Annotated in this window: 19 protein-coding genes and 1 pseudogene; 14 read left to right on the top strand and 6 right to left on the bottom strand. The window is 48.6% G+C overall.

Features of this window, described 5'->3' with window-relative positions; genetic code table 11:
- Positions 1-23 precede the first annotated feature (23 nt).
- The 4 genes from AC58PQ_RS09205 to AC58PQ_RS09190 all read left to right on the top strand — a co-directional run bounded on the left by AC58PQ_RS09205 (position 24) and on the right by AC58PQ_RS09190 (position 3,764).
- Positions 24-884: a DegV family protein gene (locus AC58PQ_RS09205; protein ID WP_497241669.1), complete on the top strand. Its 861-nt coding sequence runs from the start codon at positions 24-26 to the stop codon at positions 882-884.
- Positions 885-887: 3 nt separating this feature from the next.
- Positions 888-2,933: an ATP-dependent DNA helicase RecG gene (recG, locus tag AC58PQ_RS09200; RefSeq protein WP_497241668.1), complete on the top strand. Its 2,046-nt coding sequence runs from the start codon at positions 888-890 to the stop codon at positions 2,931-2,933.
- Positions 2,934-3,032: 99 nt separating this feature from the next.
- Positions 3,033-3,299 (top strand): DUF1294 domain-containing protein, encoded by a 267-nt coding sequence (locus tag AC58PQ_RS09195; protein ID WP_497241667.1) that lies wholly within the window; start codon positions 3,033-3,035, stop codon positions 3,297-3,299.
- A gap of 177 nt (positions 3,300-3,476) precedes the next feature.
- Positions 3,477-3,764: a stage VI sporulation protein F gene (locus AC58PQ_RS09190; RefSeq protein WP_497241666.1), complete on the top strand. Its 288-nt coding sequence runs from the start codon at positions 3,477-3,479 to the stop codon at positions 3,762-3,764.
- Positions 3,765-3,831: 67 nt separating this feature from the next.
- On the opposite strand, the gene AC58PQ_RS09185 is transcribed toward AC58PQ_RS09190, so the two are convergent.
- Positions 3,832-4,251, bottom strand: a complete 420-nt coding sequence (locus AC58PQ_RS09185) for an S-Ena type endospore appendage (RefSeq protein WP_497241665.1) — start codon at positions 4,249-4,251, stop codon at positions 3,832-3,834.
- 241 nt (positions 4,252-4,492) lie between these two features.
- On the opposite strand from AC58PQ_RS09185, the gene AC58PQ_RS09180 reads away from it, so the two are divergent.
- Positions 4,493-4,906, top strand: coding sequence for an S-Ena type endospore appendage (locus tag AC58PQ_RS09180; protein WP_497241664.1), 414 nt, complete (start codon positions 4,493-4,495; stop codon positions 4,904-4,906).
- 11 nt (positions 4,907-4,917) lie between these two features.
- Here AC58PQ_RS09180 and AC58PQ_RS09175 read toward each other — a convergent pair whose 3' ends face one another.
- Positions 4,918-5,673, bottom strand: a complete 756-nt coding sequence (locus AC58PQ_RS09175; RefSeq protein WP_497241663.1) for a BclA C-terminal domain-containing protein — start codon at positions 5,671-5,673, stop codon at positions 4,918-4,920.
- 252 nt (positions 5,674-5,925) lie between these two features.
- On the opposite strand from AC58PQ_RS09175, the gene AC58PQ_RS09170 reads away from it, so the two are divergent.
- The 8 genes from AC58PQ_RS09170 to AC58PQ_RS09135 all read left to right on the top strand — a co-directional run bounded on the left by AC58PQ_RS09170 (position 5,926) and on the right by AC58PQ_RS09135 (position 12,324).
- Entirely contained in the window at positions 5,926-6,297 is a 372-nt protein-coding gene (locus AC58PQ_RS09170) for a YhjD family protein (RefSeq protein ID WP_497241662.1), read from the top strand.
- Entirely contained in the window at positions 6,294-7,571 is a 1,278-nt protein-coding gene (locus AC58PQ_RS09165; RefSeq protein WP_497241661.1) for a DNA polymerase IV, read from the top strand. The genes AC58PQ_RS09170 and AC58PQ_RS09165 overlap by 4 nt, the downstream gene beginning before the upstream one ends.
- Complete coding sequence (locus AC58PQ_RS09160; RefSeq protein ID WP_497241660.1) at positions 7,568-8,095, top strand: YhjD family protein; 528 nt, start codon at positions 7,568-7,570, stop codon at positions 8,093-8,095. Before AC58PQ_RS09165 ends, AC58PQ_RS09160 begins: the two co-directional genes overlap by 4 nt.
- 154 nt (positions 8,096-8,249) lie before the next feature.
- Entirely contained in the window at positions 8,250-8,930 is a 681-nt protein-coding gene (locus AC58PQ_RS09155) for an SOS response-associated peptidase (RefSeq protein ID WP_497241659.1), read from the top strand.
- A gap of 37 nt (positions 8,931-8,967) precedes the next feature.
- A complete protein-coding gene (locus tag AC58PQ_RS09150) occupies positions 8,968-10,131 on the top strand; it encodes a metallophosphoesterase (protein ID WP_497241658.1) in 1,164 nt (387 codons plus the stop codon).
- A gap of 5 nt (positions 10,132-10,136) precedes the next feature.
- A complete protein-coding gene (locus AC58PQ_RS09145) occupies positions 10,137-10,679 on the top strand; it encodes a hypothetical protein (protein WP_497241657.1) in 543 nt (180 codons plus the stop codon).
- 42 nt (positions 10,680-10,721) lie between these two features.
- Positions 10,722-11,735: a CobW family GTP-binding protein gene (locus AC58PQ_RS09140; protein ID WP_497241656.1), complete on the top strand. Its 1,014-nt coding sequence runs from the start codon at positions 10,722-10,724 to the stop codon at positions 11,733-11,735.
- A 130-nt stretch (positions 11,736-11,865) separates the two neighbouring features.
- Positions 11,866-12,324 carry a Fur family transcriptional regulator gene (locus AC58PQ_RS09135; RefSeq protein WP_497241961.1) on the top strand — a complete coding sequence of 153 codons (459 nt, stop codon included), beginning with the start codon at positions 11,866-11,868 and terminating at the stop codon, positions 12,322-12,324.
- A gap of 76 nt (positions 12,325-12,400) precedes the next feature.
- Here the strand turns inward: AC58PQ_RS09135 and AC58PQ_RS09130 are convergent, their stop codons facing one another.
- Positions 12,401-13,471, bottom strand: a complete 1,071-nt coding sequence (locus tag AC58PQ_RS09130; RefSeq protein ID WP_497241655.1) for a polysaccharide deacetylase family protein — start codon at positions 13,469-13,471, stop codon at positions 12,401-12,403.
- Between the two features lie 125 nt (positions 13,472-13,596).
- Positions 13,597-14,094: a GNAT family N-acetyltransferase gene (locus AC58PQ_RS09125; RefSeq protein WP_497241654.1), complete on the bottom strand. Its 498-nt coding sequence runs from the start codon at positions 14,092-14,094 to the stop codon at positions 13,597-13,599.
- A 153-nt stretch (positions 14,095-14,247) separates the two neighbouring features.
- Here AC58PQ_RS09125 and AC58PQ_RS09120 point away from each other — a divergent pair, with 153 nt between their 5' ends.
- Positions 14,248-14,532, top strand: a complete 285-nt coding sequence (locus tag AC58PQ_RS09120) for a hypothetical protein (protein WP_497241653.1) — start codon at positions 14,248-14,250, stop codon at positions 14,530-14,532.
- An 82-nt stretch (positions 14,533-14,614) separates the two neighbouring features.
- Here the strand turns inward: AC58PQ_RS09120 and AC58PQ_RS09115 are convergent, their stop codons facing one another.
- Both AC58PQ_RS09115 and AC58PQ_RS09110 read right to left on the bottom strand, forming a co-directional pair.
- The gene (locus AC58PQ_RS09115) at positions 14,615-14,785 is read right to left on the bottom strand and encodes a hypothetical protein (RefSeq protein WP_497241652.1); all 171 of its coding nucleotides are present in this window, start codon (positions 14,783-14,785) and stop codon (positions 14,615-14,617) included.
- 679 nt (positions 14,786-15,464) lie between these two features.
- Positions 15,465-15,572: pseudogene (locus tag AC58PQ_RS09110) on the bottom strand (DnaB-like helicase C-terminal domain-containing protein); the annotation flags it as partial.
- Positions 15,573-15,951: the final 379 nt, after the last annotated feature.

Raw genomic sequence — 15,951 nt, 5'->3', positions numbered from 1 at the left:
AATTCGTGATTGGAGTGAGCCCTGTGACAAATATTCGTATTGTAACGGATAGCACGGCCGATATTCCATTGGCTGTCAGAGAAGCGTTGAACATCGAAATGGTGCCGCTCAAAATTAATTTTGGTGAAGAACAGTATCTGGATACGGTGACGCTTCAGTCAGAGGATTTCTATCGGAAGCTGACCTCATCCACACAATTCCCAACAACGTCAACCCCGTCACCGGGTGAGTTTCTGGAGGTCTATCAAAGCTTGCTGGAGGAGCCCGATACGGAGGTGATCTCCATTCACTTGTCTTCCGTGTTGAGTGGAACGTACAGGACGGCTGAGTTGGCTTCTACGCTGTTAGAGGGCGATCAGATCGGCAAGGTTCACCTCATTGATTCCTGTTCTGCTTCTTATGGGATTGGGGCACTTGTTGTGGCTGCTGCGGAGGCTGTTCGAGCCGGTAAACGTGTAGATGAAATTGTAGCGCTTGTTCAGACGATGAGAGCGAACTTTTATATTTATTTCCTTGTCGACACGCTGGAGTTTCTTCAAAAGGGCGGCAGGATTGGCAAGGCGTCAGCGCTGTTCGGTTCCTTATTAAACATTAAGCCTATTCTTACTTTGGATAGCGCGGGTGAAGTGACCGTCGTTGATAAGGTTCGCGGTAACAAAAAAGCGATTGCACGCATTCTTGAGCTATTGGCGGCAGATGTGTCTAACAAGACGATTCGTACGCTTCATATTGCTCATGCTAATAATTTGGAAGGTGCGGAGCAGCTGCGGGAGGCCATCGTGCAGCGGTTTGCTGTGGAGCACGGGGATTATATTACCCTAGGTCCAGTCATTGGCGCACATGCCGGACCAGGTACCATCGCAGCCTTCGTGAGTACGGTGTAAGAGATGGATTTAAATCAATGCGAAGTACGTGAAGTCCATGGAGTTGGCGCTCAAAAAGCACTTGAGCTAAACGCCATGGGCGTTTTTACGGTTATGGATTTACTGGAGTATGTTCCTTTTCGGTATGAGGATTATACGGTTCGTGATCTAGCCAGCGTGAAGGATGGTGACCGTGTCACTGTGAAGGGCTATATCATCGGTGAGCCGGTTCTGCAGCGCTACAGCGGCAAATCTCGCCTATCCTGCAAGGTGATGGTCGATGATTTCTTGCTGACGGCGGTGTGGTTCAACCGCCATTTCTTGAAGGATCGCTTGCGGCCGCAGCAGGAGATTCTCCTGACTGGCAAATGGGACGCCAAGCGGCGGCAAATGAGTGTGTCCGATTCGGAGTTTCCCGGACAAGGGGATTCGAATACCGGCACGATCCAGCCGGTCTATTCGGTTGCGGGCTCGATTACGCAGAAATGGATGCGTAAGGTGATTGGGCAGGCGCTGACGCAGTACAGCGCCTTGATCAGTGAAGTGCTGCCGGCTGGTATTACCGGCAGGTACGGGTTCATGCCGCGCAGCAAGGCGCTGGCTGTCATCCACACGCCGAGCGGCGTGGAGGAGGGCAAGCAGGCGCGCAGGCGCATGGTGTATGAGGAGCTGTTCCTCTTCCAGCTCAAGCTCCAGGCTTACCGGGCTGTGACGCGCAGCCGCACGGATGGGTTGAAGCAGCAGGTCGATCTGCCTGCTGTGCGCGCCTTCGTGCGCGCGCTCCCCTTCCAGCTGACGGAGTCGCAGAAGAAGGTCGTCGGTGAGCTCCTGCACGACATGCAGGAGCCCTACGCGATGAACCGACTGCTGCAGGGCGATGTCGGTGCGGGGAAGACGATCGTCGCGGCCATAGGGCTGTACGCGACGGTGAAGGCGGGCTACCAAGGCGCGCTGATGGTGCCGACGGAAATTCTTGCCGAGCAGCATAATCGCTCGCTGAGCAGCTTGTTCGAGCCTTATGGGCTGCAGGTCGCTTTGCTGACCGGAAGCTCGACAGACCGCCAGCGACGGGATTTGCTGGCCTCTTTGCAGATGGGCTTGATTCATGTGCTGGTCGGAACGCATGCGCTGATTCAAGAGGATGTGTATTTCCGCCAGCTGGGACTTGTCGTGACGGATGAGCAGCATCGCTTTGGGGTGAATCAGCGCAGCATTCTGCGTCGTAAAGGGATGAATCCGGACGTGTTGACGATGACGGCGACGCCGATCCCGCGCACGCTGGCCATTACGGCGTTTGGTGATATGGACGTTTCGACGCTCCGTGAGTTGCCGAAGGGACGTAAGCCGATCAAGACGTACGCAGTTCAGCATGCGATGCTGGAGCGTGTGCTCGGTTTCATCCAGCGCGAGGTGGCCGCAGGCCGACAGGTCTATGTGATATGTCCGCTCATCGAGGAGTCGGACAAGCTGGACGTGCAGAATGCGATCGACGTCCACATTCAGTTGCAGCAGCAGTTTCCGCAGATGCGGATCGGCTTGCTGCACGGTCGTATGAGCGCGCAGGAGAAGGAAGCGATCATGCGCGCATTCAAGGAAGGCAACGTGGAGGCGCTCGTGTCGACCACGGTGATCGAGGTAGGCGTGGACGTGCCGAACGCCACGCTGATGGTGATCTACGACGCCGACCGCTTCGGCTTGTCGCAGCTGCATCAGCTGCGCGGCCGGGTCGGGCGGGGCGAGCACCAGTCCTTCTGTGTGCTCATCGCCGACCCGAAGACGGAGGTCGGCAAGGAGCGCATGAAGGCGATGACGGAGACGACCGACGGCTTCGAGATAGCCCGGCGCGACCTGGAGTTGCGCGGGCCGGGGGATTTCTTCGGCACGAAGCAGAGCGGGCTGCCGGAGTTCCGCATCGCCGATATGATGGCGGATTTCGAAATTATGGAGCAGGCGCGCGATGATGCGGCCGAGCTTGTCGGCGACTCGTCCTTCTGGACGGGGGCTTCGTTTATGCCGCTGAGGGCGTATTTGGAGCGGGCTCATATTTTTGACAGCGAAGTGCTAGATTAGTAGATAGTTTGTGAGACAGGTTGACCCATGGCGGTGTTCCCTCTTAAGATAGGAGTAGCTGTTAGCTGCATTATTTTATGGAATCGAAGGTGATCTGCCGTGACTTATTTCCTTGTTTATTTATTGCTGATGAATATCATTGCGTTTATTGAGATGGGACATGACAAAGGTCAAGCGAAAAAAGGTGGACGTCGCGTACCAGAAAAACGCTTGTTTCTACTCGCTGCTCTCGGCGGTGGGATTGGTGGTTGGCTCGGCATGCGGGTGTGGCGGCACAAGACGAAGCATACTTCCTTTGTCGTTGGCTTTCCGCTACTCATTGCGTTAAATTGCATCTGCGTCATCCTAATCGCCATGTATATGTAGATGGAAGGGACAGCTGCCGGGAACGGTGGCTGTTTTTTGTCGCGTGCCCCTTTGCGACAATATCTTGTCCGACTTTAAGGCTAATATCATAGGTTTTTCTTTATATAAAGCAGCCTCAGTCAAGTTTGCTTACTTTCACTCATAGGATAGAGCATGACGGGTATCGGAGGTGCGGGTATGAGTTATCAGCAATATGGCATCGATCCTGCGCTCGTGGAGCGTGTGAAGTTCAAGATGAAAAACCCTGAGGTAAAGGAACGCATCAAAATGCTGCTGCAGGGCGTTACGAAGGCGGATTTGCAAAACACGGCGAAGGTTACACGCCTAATCGGTCTTGCCGCGGGTATTTTCGGTGAGAAACTCAGCGGAAACCAGACGCACCAGATTTTAACATTTATCATTGCTCAAAAGATTGATCCCAATAACACGTTTCACTTGATTCGATTATGGTCTATATTTCGATAGTTGCACATTGTAAAACGCCACAAACAGAGCCGAAGATGCTCTGTTTGTGGCGTTTTTGGCATGAGGATTAAGAGCTTATGGCATAGCGGGGGGTTACGCAGAGTTCTCCTGTGATATTTGGTGAAACGGCTACACCAGTGCTCACTACCAATTGTATGGTGTCAAAACCAGTTTTCGTAAAGGCAAGAGCCGTACCCATTGCAAGGGTATCGGTTTCAACGAGGGTCCCCCCAGGTCCGCCTAGAAGGAAGTTTACTGTCAAGGTTCTTCCTGCAGGAGCTCCTGAAATTAATATAGTACCCGACACGTATAGGTTCAAGGGATTCACATTTAAGCGGTAAAGATCTTGCGTAACTGGTGTGGCTGTTACAGGTGTAATATTGATGTTTAAACAAACCTGATCTTGAACATACGTCACTTGGCTACAACAGGAAAAGTTACTTTCTGCCACCATCGGACTTCGGCTAGAACCGCCTCGGCAACCCATTGAAATCCCTTCTTTCTCCGATTATTTACTACTCTATATGAATATTGGGATTAGGCCATTCTTGTCTACGCTATTTGACCCTGCCATTCGCACATTTTCATGCAAAAGAAGCCCAGAGCCATTTAACCTGGACGATTTCATCAAATATATAAAATTGTGCGTTTGTCCTGTTACTCCCCAACTGGCTTATAAGTACTATGGGATATAACCTAATGTACTTGTGTGACTGGGGGGGGCGGACTTGACTAAATCTATTCAAAAAAATAAACAAACAACGATTGTTACCGTGAAACCCTCTCACTGCTGTCGTCCAAAGAAAAAAAAGTGCTATCTTCACAGAACAGGTGCTCTTGAGAAAGCATGTGGACATATATTTCAAAAATGCGATGCAATACCTCAAACTTATTTTCGATCGATCGGCGTATGCGCATCTGCTTCGGTAGTCATTCAAAACGATACAAATTGTGAAATGATTGCCATCATAAGAATGAAATCAAAAGATATTACGCAGTCAATAAGACAGGCGCAGCAAGTTTCCCTCGTACTGCCATCCATTTCACGCCTATCTATAGCATGCACGTGTGAGGGGGATGAGGTTCTTATTGGCCGCGGCAGTTACACAATCAAATACATTAGAAAACCCGAGGTGAAGTAAAACTCGGGTTTTTAGCTGAGACGAATAATGGTCACAGCTGCCCCAGCGCCACTGCCTAGTAGGGTCGCGGCGCCTAGTAAGCCGAATAACTGCAAGGTTACAGTCGCTCCAGCGGCGAGGGTTACAAGAATGTCGTTATTGAAATAAGCCAGAGATATAGCTGGAGAAATTGTGCTCGCCAAATTGGCCACGCCATTAATAAGTAATCTGGAGCTTACCAGCAGCCCCGCCGTTAAATTGATCTGATACGTAATGTAGTATCTCCCTGCATTTGCAATAGTAAAGGTATCATTTGCGCCATTGATGGTGATGCCGAGCCCGATATTTTGAGCGTTTGGCAGGGGGACGTTGGTTCCGCCAAGAAGCACGGCAATCAAAGCTCCTGCCGTGTTGGCTGCAAACGCGGAGTTAGCTGTTAGACTTGTTCCGGTAGCTCCTGTCGGCCCAGTGACTCCTGTAGCGCCAGTTGCTCCAGTAGCACCGGTAGCTCCTGTCGGCCCTGTAACCCCCGTCGCACCAACAGCGCCAGTCGGCCCCGTCGCCCCGGTAGCGCCACTGGCCCCGGTTGGTCCCGTAGGCCCCGTAACTCCTGTCGCACCAACAGCGCCAGTAGGCCCTGTTTCACCTGTCGCCCCGGTAGCCCCCATTGCCCCGACATCACCGGTTGGCCCCGTCGCCCCTGTTGCGCCCGTAGGTCCCGTTGCTCCGGTCGCATGACAATTACAGCACGAGAAATGGGAGTCGCTGACATGTATTCTTCTTGTCATCGCACGTTCCCCTCCCGTTGAAATCCAATGTAATATATTAAATGCAAGTAGAGAGGAGTCGGGACACGCACTCGTCCGTGGCAATTCGCACATTTTTCAATAAATAGGTAAAAATAGGTAATTAAATAGTAATTAACTGTAATATCTCCCGTTATTAGCAAAAAAATATCCAAAAAACCACTTGCATAACGAATACGTGTTCGGTATATAATATGGAAAAACGAATATATGTTCGCATATGGTGGTGAGAACATGAGTGGTATTTCAAAAGTAGAGACAGAAGAGGATGTTCAAATGATTAAGGAATACACGCTGTTGCCGATTTTGCTTGATATGCTGGCAAGAGATATGGAGGAGCTTAAGGTTTATAAAGATAAAATTGTGTATAATCACATTCTTTTTTACCTCAGAGAGGTTGAGATGGCTATTTATCCAGAATTACAACGGTTGAAAAGTAAGATGAAGCAGCGAGATATTAAGGTGATTCACACGGAAATGAATGCTTTAGGCATTGATGTAGAGTACAAAGTTCGAGGTTACATTCATCATTTCACGATGCTTCGTAGTTTGGTCAAGGCTGAGCTTATGACTACACTGATGAATATGCGGGGGGAATTGCGATGAGCAAGGGGAACAAGGGCGGGGAACGAACGATATTTCTAGCGGACTGTCAGAGCTTCTATGCAAGCGTGGAGAAGGCCGATCATCCGGGCCTAGAGAATAAACCGGTCGCCGTTGCAGGAGACCCTGCGCTAAGATCGGGTATTATTTTAGCCGCCTGCCCTGTTGCCAAAGGATTTGGCGTATCAACAGCCGAACGCTTAGGTGAAGCGCTGAAAAAATGCCCTGAGTTGATCGTCATGCGGCCTCGAATGCAGCATTATATCAATACTTCGTTACAAATAACTGAAATCTATGAAGAATTCACGGATCTCGTTGAGATTTTCAGTATCGATGAACAGTTTCTGGACGTTACAGGGAGCCTGCCTCTCTTTGGAGATGCAGAGAAGGTTGCGAGAAGTCTGCAATATAAGGTACTCAAACAAACGGGTGTTAAGCTTCGCGTAGGCATTAGTTCCAATAAAATTTTAGCGAAAATCGCAACGGATATATGGGCTAAAAAAAATGCGACAGGCATTTTCACGCTGCTTCCCTCCCAAATTGAGAAATACCTGTGGGAGCAGCCGGTTAGTAAAATGTTCGGTGTTGGCTCGCGAATGACGGCGCATTTTGCCAAGTTGGGCATGTATACCATTGGCGATGTGGCACGGACGCCGCTACCGCAGCTGAAGCAGAAATTTCGCGCGCGTTTCGGCAAGCAGTCGGACATCCACGCAGAGGTGATGTGGCGGACGGCGAACGGGCTGGACGACAGCCCAGTCACGCCGGGCACATTTGATACGCCACCGAAATCGATTGGCCATATGATGACGCTGCCGAGGGATTATGCGGAATCGTCGGAAGTGAATACGATCCTCATGGAGCTGACGGAGGAAGTGTGCCGGGACTGCCGACGTAAAGGCTATATGGCCTCTATTGTAACGGTCAGCTGTATGTGCAGTCCGTTTGATGCGCCGACGGGCTTCTCGCGCCAGATGAAGATGCCGGATCCGACGAATCATACCGGTACCGTTTTTCAAGCTGTGAAGCAGCTTTTCTATAAGTTCTGGGATACGATGCCTGTTCGCCGTGCCGGCGTGATGCTGAGCCAGTTCGTGGACGATGAGACGTACCAGCTCACCCTTTTCGAAGATCAGGTGAAGGCGCGTGAACTGGAGAAGGTGACGGATCGAATTAAGGATCGGTTCGGCAATGCGGCGATTGTTCGCGCGTCCTCCTTGACGACAGCCGGCCAAGCGCAGGTTCGTTCGCTCAAAATCGGAGGTCATTATAAATGAGTAAAAAATTGCAGAATAATGGTTTGTGGGAGTCGAGCCGGATGATGCTGCCTCAGCACAAAGAAGCTTTTCAAAGTGGGCGCCACGACAAGCCTGTCCCCACGAAGCGCCCGACCGCGGATGATATTGGCATTATACGAGAATCGGTTCTGCTGCCGCTCATGCATACGATTATTTTGCGAAGGGCGCGCGAAGTGGAGCGTTCCTCTGAGATGCTACGAACACTCTATTCGAAGGTGGCCCAAGTATTGGCCAAGAACATGCATGCTGATCTAGCGAAAGTGAAGCGGCATATGCTGGAGAATGACATGCACGTTGCGGAAGAGGAGAAAGACGATCAGATGATCCGATACCGGTATAGATGCCGAGAGCATGAGGATCGGTTTACGATGACGAGAGACTACATGCGTGCGGAGATTGGTGCGAGAATTGGTCGGTATGCAGACAGTCTAGTTACCACCATCTATGGGACGGATCCACGTGTGAGTGTGTTAGAGACGGCGGAAACGAAGAAGAAATCGTAAGTGTATCACAAAAGCTTAACTAGAAGCCCCCGTACGATACACAGCCTGAAGAAGAAATGCTTCTTCGGGCTGTACGAATTGACGTAAGCTTATCTTTTTTCCATAATGGAGAGAGGGAATTGGATAACCGTGTGAAGGAGAAGGATGCTTACCTATGTGCGGACGCTATACGATCACCGTAACGCTGGAAGAATTGATGCTGCGTTATGATATGTACGATACCTATATGCCCAGATATAGGCCCAAATATAATGTAGCACCCGGACAGCAGGTGATGGCGATCGTTCATGACGGGCAGCGCAATAAGCTTGGAGAGCTGCGTTGGGGACTGGTTCCGGAATGGGCCAAAGATGAGAAAATGGGCTATCAAATGCTCAATGCGCGCTCTGAGACTTTGGCGGACAAGCCTGCTTTTCGCAGGCCTTTTGAACGTAAGCGCTGCCTCATCCCGGCTGATTCTTTCTATGATTGGAAAGGGACAGGCAAGCATAAGCAGCCGATGCGCATTATGTTGCGCAGCAAGGAGCTATTCAGCATGGCCGGGCTGTATGACACATGGATATCCCCCGAGGGTGTGCGCATATCAACGTGTACGGTCATCACGACAGAATCGAATGAGATGATGAAGGATATTCATGAGCGTATGCCGGTCATTTTGCCACGTGAAAGGGAAGCGTTGTGGTTAGATCGCAGCATCAAAGACGTGGATCAACTGAAGCCGTTTTTACGACCGTATCCTTCGGAGCTCATGATGGCATACCCCGTGTCGAGTCGGGTGGGCAATGTGCGAAATGATGATGAGCTATGTATAGAGCCGATAAGCCTTTTGCTTTGAAGGTAGATGGTAGGAGAGAATGGGAGCGTCAAGTAGAATGAGAAATGGTATGGCACTAAGGATTACGCTTATACTCGCGATTGTAGTGGGTATCAACGGCTATATAGGGTGGCACGCAAAGGTTTTTCTGTCGCATCTGATGGGTGCGTCCTTTCAACCTGTGGTGTATTGGATTCTGTTTTGGTTGGTTGCTCTATCTTATTTATTAGCATGGTTTGGATCGCGCGTACTGCCTCTAAGTGTATCCCGGATTTTTAAAATCATCGGTTCCTACTGGTTTGCTCTCATCCAATTTGGTGTGCTCCTTCTGCCATTGACCGACGTGGTGATCGCTGTGCTTCACTTCGCATCTGTCTCGCCAGCAACCTATGTGCCGATTCTGGGATGGATTGACGTAGCCGTTGTACTCGTTCTTTTGCTGCGCGGCTCCTATAATGCGCGGACACCGATCATCCGTAAGTACGAGATCACGATTCCCAAACAAGCGGGGGACTGGAAGCAGCTGAGGGTTGCAGTCGCATCGGACATTCATTTAGGTGCAATTGTCGGCAACCGCCACTTGCGCAAGCTTGTTAAGTATGTGAATGCGATGCAACCGGATTTGATTTTGCTGCCAGGTGATGTCATTGATGATGCTATTGAGCCTTTTATTCGTTATAAAATGGGGCAAACCATGCAAAAGCTGCAGGCTCCGCTTGGCATCTATGCCGTGCTTGGCAACCATGAATATTACGGAGGACATGTCCCGGCCTTCGTGGAACAAATGGAACAAATCGGCATTCGCGTGCTCATGGATGAAGTCGTTCACCTGCAGGAGCGGCTATACATCGCGGGGCGTAAGGATAAAACAGCGGAACATTCCGCTGAAGGACGTAAACAGCTCGCCTCCTTGATGGAGGGAGTGGACCTTGCGCAGCCGATTATCGTTATGGATCATCAGCCGCACCAGCTAGATAAGGCTGAGGCAGCAGGCGCTGATGTTATGCTGTCAGGTCATACACACCGTGGTCAAATAGCACCGAATCATTTGTTCACGAGGCGGATCTTCGAACTCGATTGGGGCTATCTGCGCAAAGGGAACCTACACGCGATTGTATCCTCAGGCTTCGGTACATGGGGGCCGCCGATCCGTTTAGGCAGCCAATCCGAAATTATTGAGCTGATCATTCATTTTACAAGTAACGATAGAGAAGAGGGCTAACCTATATGCAAGAGCTAGAGAAGAAACAAATTACGCCTGTGGAGCTGGCAGCAGCGATGATGCAGTTTACGATGAAGGGCATAGAGAATGGCTGGGACACTTTGAAACCTGCTGTAATGGCCTATTTACCTCATCCTGTCTTAACGATGGCCAAAGAAGATGAGCTGTTAAGAGACATTTACGTAGCGGCCTTGGCACTGGAGATTTACTGTATCCCGCACGCTTTTGAGGAAGAAACAGCACGCTTAGTTAGCTTAGGCATGGGCGAGGTGATGGCTTCAGATAACTTAGCGGAGCATCGCTTATCGGAATCAATCGCGCAGTATTATCTTCCGCGGCTGGAGGCTGTAGCCGAGACAGATCCTGCTGATTTGGCGCTTGAGCTTGTCCAAGAAGCAGCGAAAATCCTCTACGAGCGCATAGAGCTTCCGTTGAAGCCAGCCGATCCAGGTACGAGCCTGCTATGGGCAAGGTTATTTCCTTTTTTAGCTGGCATCGTTGGGAAATGGCCGATCTTGGCCGCGAAATTTGAAGTGAAGTCAGAGTAACAGTGGGCGTAAGTAGCCCGAGGACGGAGGTAAGCAGCACGAATGGCAAACAAACGAGTTCACGTATATGTCTTATCTGGATTCCTGGGGAGTGGTAAAACGACCTTGCTCACCAAGGCGATCGATTATTTCACCGAAGCAGGGCGCAAGCCAGCCGTGATCATGAATGAAATTGGCGAAGTGAATTTGGATGGACAGTTAATAGCCAACGAAGTACCCATGTCTGAGCTGCTCGGCGGATGCATTTGTTGTTCTAGTCGTGGCGATCTCGCGACAGCCTTGAACGAATTAGTGACAGGGGAGCAGCCGGATTTGATTTTCGTTGAATCGACGGGGATTGCGAATCCAATGGAGATTATTGATGAGGTAACGGATGCTTCGCTCGTACTTCCGATAGAGCTTTCAGCTATAATCACGGTTGTGGATGCACCGCAGCTGCTAGAGTTAAACCGCACAAGTCGTGGAAAAACCTACCGGCTCATGCGGGATCAAATCCGTTGTGCCAACTTGATTCTGCTCAACAAAACTGACCTGCTGCAGGAATCGGCGCTTCAAGAAGTGCATGATCTCGTACGGGAATGGAATCCTTACGCGGATTTACACTATACCGTATTCAGTCAGATCGATATCAAGCTGATTGAAGACATTCACACAGAGGTTTCTGGCGGGGCGCGTATGCAGTTAAAATCGAACGACGAGACGCGGCCGCATAGCCATGAGCATCACCAGGAGGATGATCATCATCACCATTCACATAACCATGTGATGGCGTATACCCACTTTTTTGAGCAGGCCGTAGATAGCAACGCGTTTGAAGAATTCGTAAGCAAACTCCCTCAGGAAGTGTATCGTGCCAAAGGGATTCTCAGCTTCTCGGATACATCGAGTCGGTTCTTATTCCAGTATGCGTACAGAGAAATGGATTTTGTGAAAATAACGCCAAAAGGTGATGTGCCTGACGTAGCCGTCTTCATCGGAGAGAACTTCGCCAAGGATGTCATTCGCGCAGAATTGTTGAAATTAGAAGCCCAGTCCGATACACGGGAGAGCAATTAGCGGGAAAATGTAAATCCTCAACACACGTTGAGGATTTTTTCGTGGTACAGATTCCGTCATCGTTCTACACTTGACGCAGGAGGTCCATTTGCTGCACTATAATAGGAGAAGATTTCAACACAGAGGGGTAATGCAAGTGAGTACGCATACGGATACGATCGATGAGATGCTAAGAGCGATGTCGCAGAAGGGCTGGCGCATTACAGAACAGCGCAGAAGCTTAGCGACCTTATTCGCAGAATCGGGTAGTTATTTATCGCCGAAGGATGTTTATGAGCATATGAAAATGAAATATCCAGGCGTAAGCTTCGATACTGTGTATCGTAATCTCCGATTGTTGAGTGAGATGGGTGTTCTGGAGCAATTTCATTTGGCGGATGGCTTGAAGTTCAAAGCGAGCTGCTTGTCACACCATCATCATCACATGATTTGCGTCAGTTGCGAGAAGACCGTGACGTTTGAGTTCTGCCCGATGAAGCTTGTACAGGATTTACCAGAGAGCTTTGAGATTCAGAGCCATCGGTTTGAAATATTTGGTTATTGTGCAGATTGCAAATCAGCAATGCCTACCTCTCAGGTGGGTGAGTAGTTGTCGTTATATTCGCATGGCATGGGAAAGCAGTCTGCTGGAATGAACCCGGCGAGACTGCTTTTTTTGCGTGGAACTATTTGCTTTTGGTCACGTGAAGCAGCTCGGGAACCGTGACGAACGTATAGCCAGCAGCCTTAAGTTTACTAATTAAAGGTCCGATTGCTTGCACAGTCCCTGATAAATCTTGGCTGTCTGCCCCTCCGGAGTGCTGAAGTATAATGGAGCCAGGCTTCGTCTGCTGCATGATATTCTGAAGGACCTGATCGGAATTAAGTGATTTCCAGTCCAGGGAATCGACATTCCAGTTCACGATTAAATAGTGATGATCAGCGATCCATTTGACCTGCTCTTCATTAATTGCGCCATAGGGGGGGCGAATTAATCTAGGGGTGTAGCCGATAAGTCCCTGCAGGACACTTTCTGTACGCTCAATTTGGTTTTGAAATTTATCCACAGAGAGCTTCGGTAGATTCTCATGACTGTACGAGTGATTGCCAATCACGTGGCCCTCATTCACGATACGCCTGATGATGTCTGGATGCGTGCTAGCCATAGAACCGAGTACGAAAAAGGTTGCCTTCACTTGATTCGCTTTCAAGGCATCAAGTACTTTTGGCGTAAATCGCGTATCGGGTCCGTCGTCAAAGGTTAACGCGACTTTCTTCTCTTGACTTGAGCCGCGGAGCTTGAACGTGTCTGGGTATTTAACAACTAACTGTGAAAGTGTGAGCTTCTTCTGAGTAATTCTGATTTGTCCTTGATTTTTTTGGACGGGCAAGGAAGGTCTCTTGGAAGCCTCTGGCTGTATAGCTGTTTTTTTGGGGCTCGTAGTAGGCTTCAAGCTGGGCGTCAACGTAGGACTCGGTGTAAGTGTATGGCTTGGTGCTCGTGTAGGTGCTGTTGGCATCGCGGAAGATGAGGGCGTGCTCGTCGGTGACAACAGGCTAATTCGATTCTGTAAACCTGCAGCATCTGTAACGAGCTGGGACTCCGCGAAGTTCCGACTAGCTTCCGTGGATGTCTGGGTGACATCAGGATGGGAATGTTGAGCTGAGCGTTGATCTTGAAAAGGCTTTGAAAAAGGCACACCGCAGCTGGTTAGAAGCAGACAAACGATGCTAAAGGACCAAAGCCGCTTGGTCATGGCAATCCCCTCCGAGCATTATGACTATACGCTAGGTTTTGTTAGGGTGGGGGATCTTATCCAGTGTAAATAACGGAAACTGATGATCTATATGGATGGCCTCGGCTTCACAACAAGGAAACTAATTATGAAATGATTTTCTGAAACGTAACAATATCTAGAAATTGACCCCATTTGAAGCCGACCTCTCGATAGTGCGCACATTGCTGGTAGCCATTTCGAGCGAACATGTGGATGCTAGCGGAGTTGTCCGCGCAAACGGTCGCAATTAAGGAGTGGAAGCCGCGCTCTTTGGCGATCGCTTCTATATATTGAATGGAAGTGGAGCCTAGGCCCTTGCCGACGCATTCTGGATGAAGATAGATCGTCACTTCACCGGTCGAATCATAGGCTTGCTTTTTCTTGTGGGGCATAACTTGAACATAGCCTTGCAGCTTCTCATCTAGCAGAATCACGTAGGTCTGATAGCGCGGGTTGGCGTGAACCACACTTTCCGTAAACTCAGGTAATGCAACAGGCTCTGTATGGAAAGAATAAGTCGTATGAACAACGAAGTGATTGTAAATATCCATCAGAAAAGGAATGTCAGACGGCTCTAATGGTTTGAATGTTAGGGTAGACATGATGTGGCACCTCGCTGAGTTTAGTAAACAATTTTCAATATATGTTCCACGGCAGAAGCGATAAACCTTCTTCGTAACGTCATTTTCAAATAGACATTCCGTCCTAATCCATGTATCTTAGATATAATATCTACTAGAATTAGGGGGAGTCACATGTCGGGCAATTCAAGTTATATTCTCGTGATCGTCATTGGTGTCATCGTACTCGCTGGCCTGACTTACATGAATCTTCGCAAAATAAGCAAATCCACAGCTGATTTGACACAGCTCAAGAAAAGAACGCTTCTCTGGAGCGAAATCTCCCTTGCCTTGTTCGTTGTCCAATTGTTGTTCCGTGATCGAAACGGAGGATTCTTGTTATTCTTCGGGATACTAACCTTGTTTACAGGGGCGCATTACTTAGGGGTCTTATATTATTCACGCAAAAGAAATCGATAAAATGAAGAGGCTCACCACGTAGATCGTCTACGAAGGGGAGCCTTTATTTTATTTTTAGATTCTACATGCCAGCAGGGGCATTCTAGTCGTTCCAATTCGTTGGTTTCGTCTTTGTCGGAGTTTTCCATTTCTGATACCATTTCTTCTTCTGTTTCTGTACCATTAATGTTCGCAACTGCAGCATCACAAGCTTGGCGCGGTCTTCATCGGCATACTTGTCTCGCAGATTCTCAAATACAGGTTGATCTTTCATAAGCTGACCTTCTTTTCTGACTGTAGGATGATGTAAAATAAAGGGAATGTATGTTCTTCTTTTGATTATAGCATAAAATGGAAGAGGGGATCAAGAGAACGATATGATGCCTTCTAAGGCAAGCAGTTCACCGCGGCGTAAGCGGGATAAAGACGTTTTGCAGGACTTTGTATGTATAAACTTTGGACGAAGTAGATAGAGAAGAAGGCTGCCGATCTGATCGGCAGCCTTCTTCATTGGGAGTACATGTAAGTATAAGGGGATGTCACTTAAGAAACGTTACGACAAGTCTGAGTACGGGTTTTATTATGCGGAAGGACAGTCTGTATTGTATAAAATATTAAGCAAAGAAAATTCCAGCAGATTGATACCAACTCATGAAGGAACGATATACGAACAGAAGATCAAATATTATTAGTGATAAATTGATTAAAAGATATTCCTTAGATATTAATTGAAAATCATAAGAAAGACGCCATTCATTTGGCGTTTTTTTATGGATGGTGTTTTAATGAAAATAATTATTTAATTTACCATAGTTATTATTGTAGCTTTGTATTTTGTTTTAAGATTTTGTTACTATTGAATTTGCTGATGGATCATACTCTTCAACAGTGTCTACGGTACCGCCTATTCCATCTCCATCAAAAATATAAATTTTATTATTAATTGTCGCAGCCGACATCATCGGACGCTTGTCATGGCGCTGTTCTACGCCACGACTGAGCTGTGAAAGAGTAATGATTGGTACACCCAGCGCCCTCGCCAGTTGCTTTAATGACCTGGAGAAAGGGACAATTCATGTCAAGGTTAACAAGGAGACCAATAGATCAGGGTACTCGAACCAGAAGAATATAGAAAAGCGTTAAACGCAAAACTTCAAGAAGAATTAGACGAGTATCAGTCATCGAAGGATGATGTAGAAGAGTTAGCTGATATTATGGTATTTATGCGATTGTTGAAAACAAAGGGCTGACAATCGAGAAGTTTGAACAAATACGATTAAGGAAGTTTGTTGAAAGAGGCGGGTCTAAGAACCAGCTTTTTCTCATTAATGTTGCCGCTGAATCATAATGCCCAAAAGCTGACGGAATTGCCTGTCCAGGGATTGACGAATATAATGACCGTATCACAGTAAAGGAAAAGGACGCCTCCATAAAACGTGT

Source organism: Paenibacillus sp. J22P143 (genome assembly GCF_059692035.1).
Note: the sequence above shows the minus strand (reverse complement) of the source record. Positions and strands in the feature narration are given on the sequence as shown.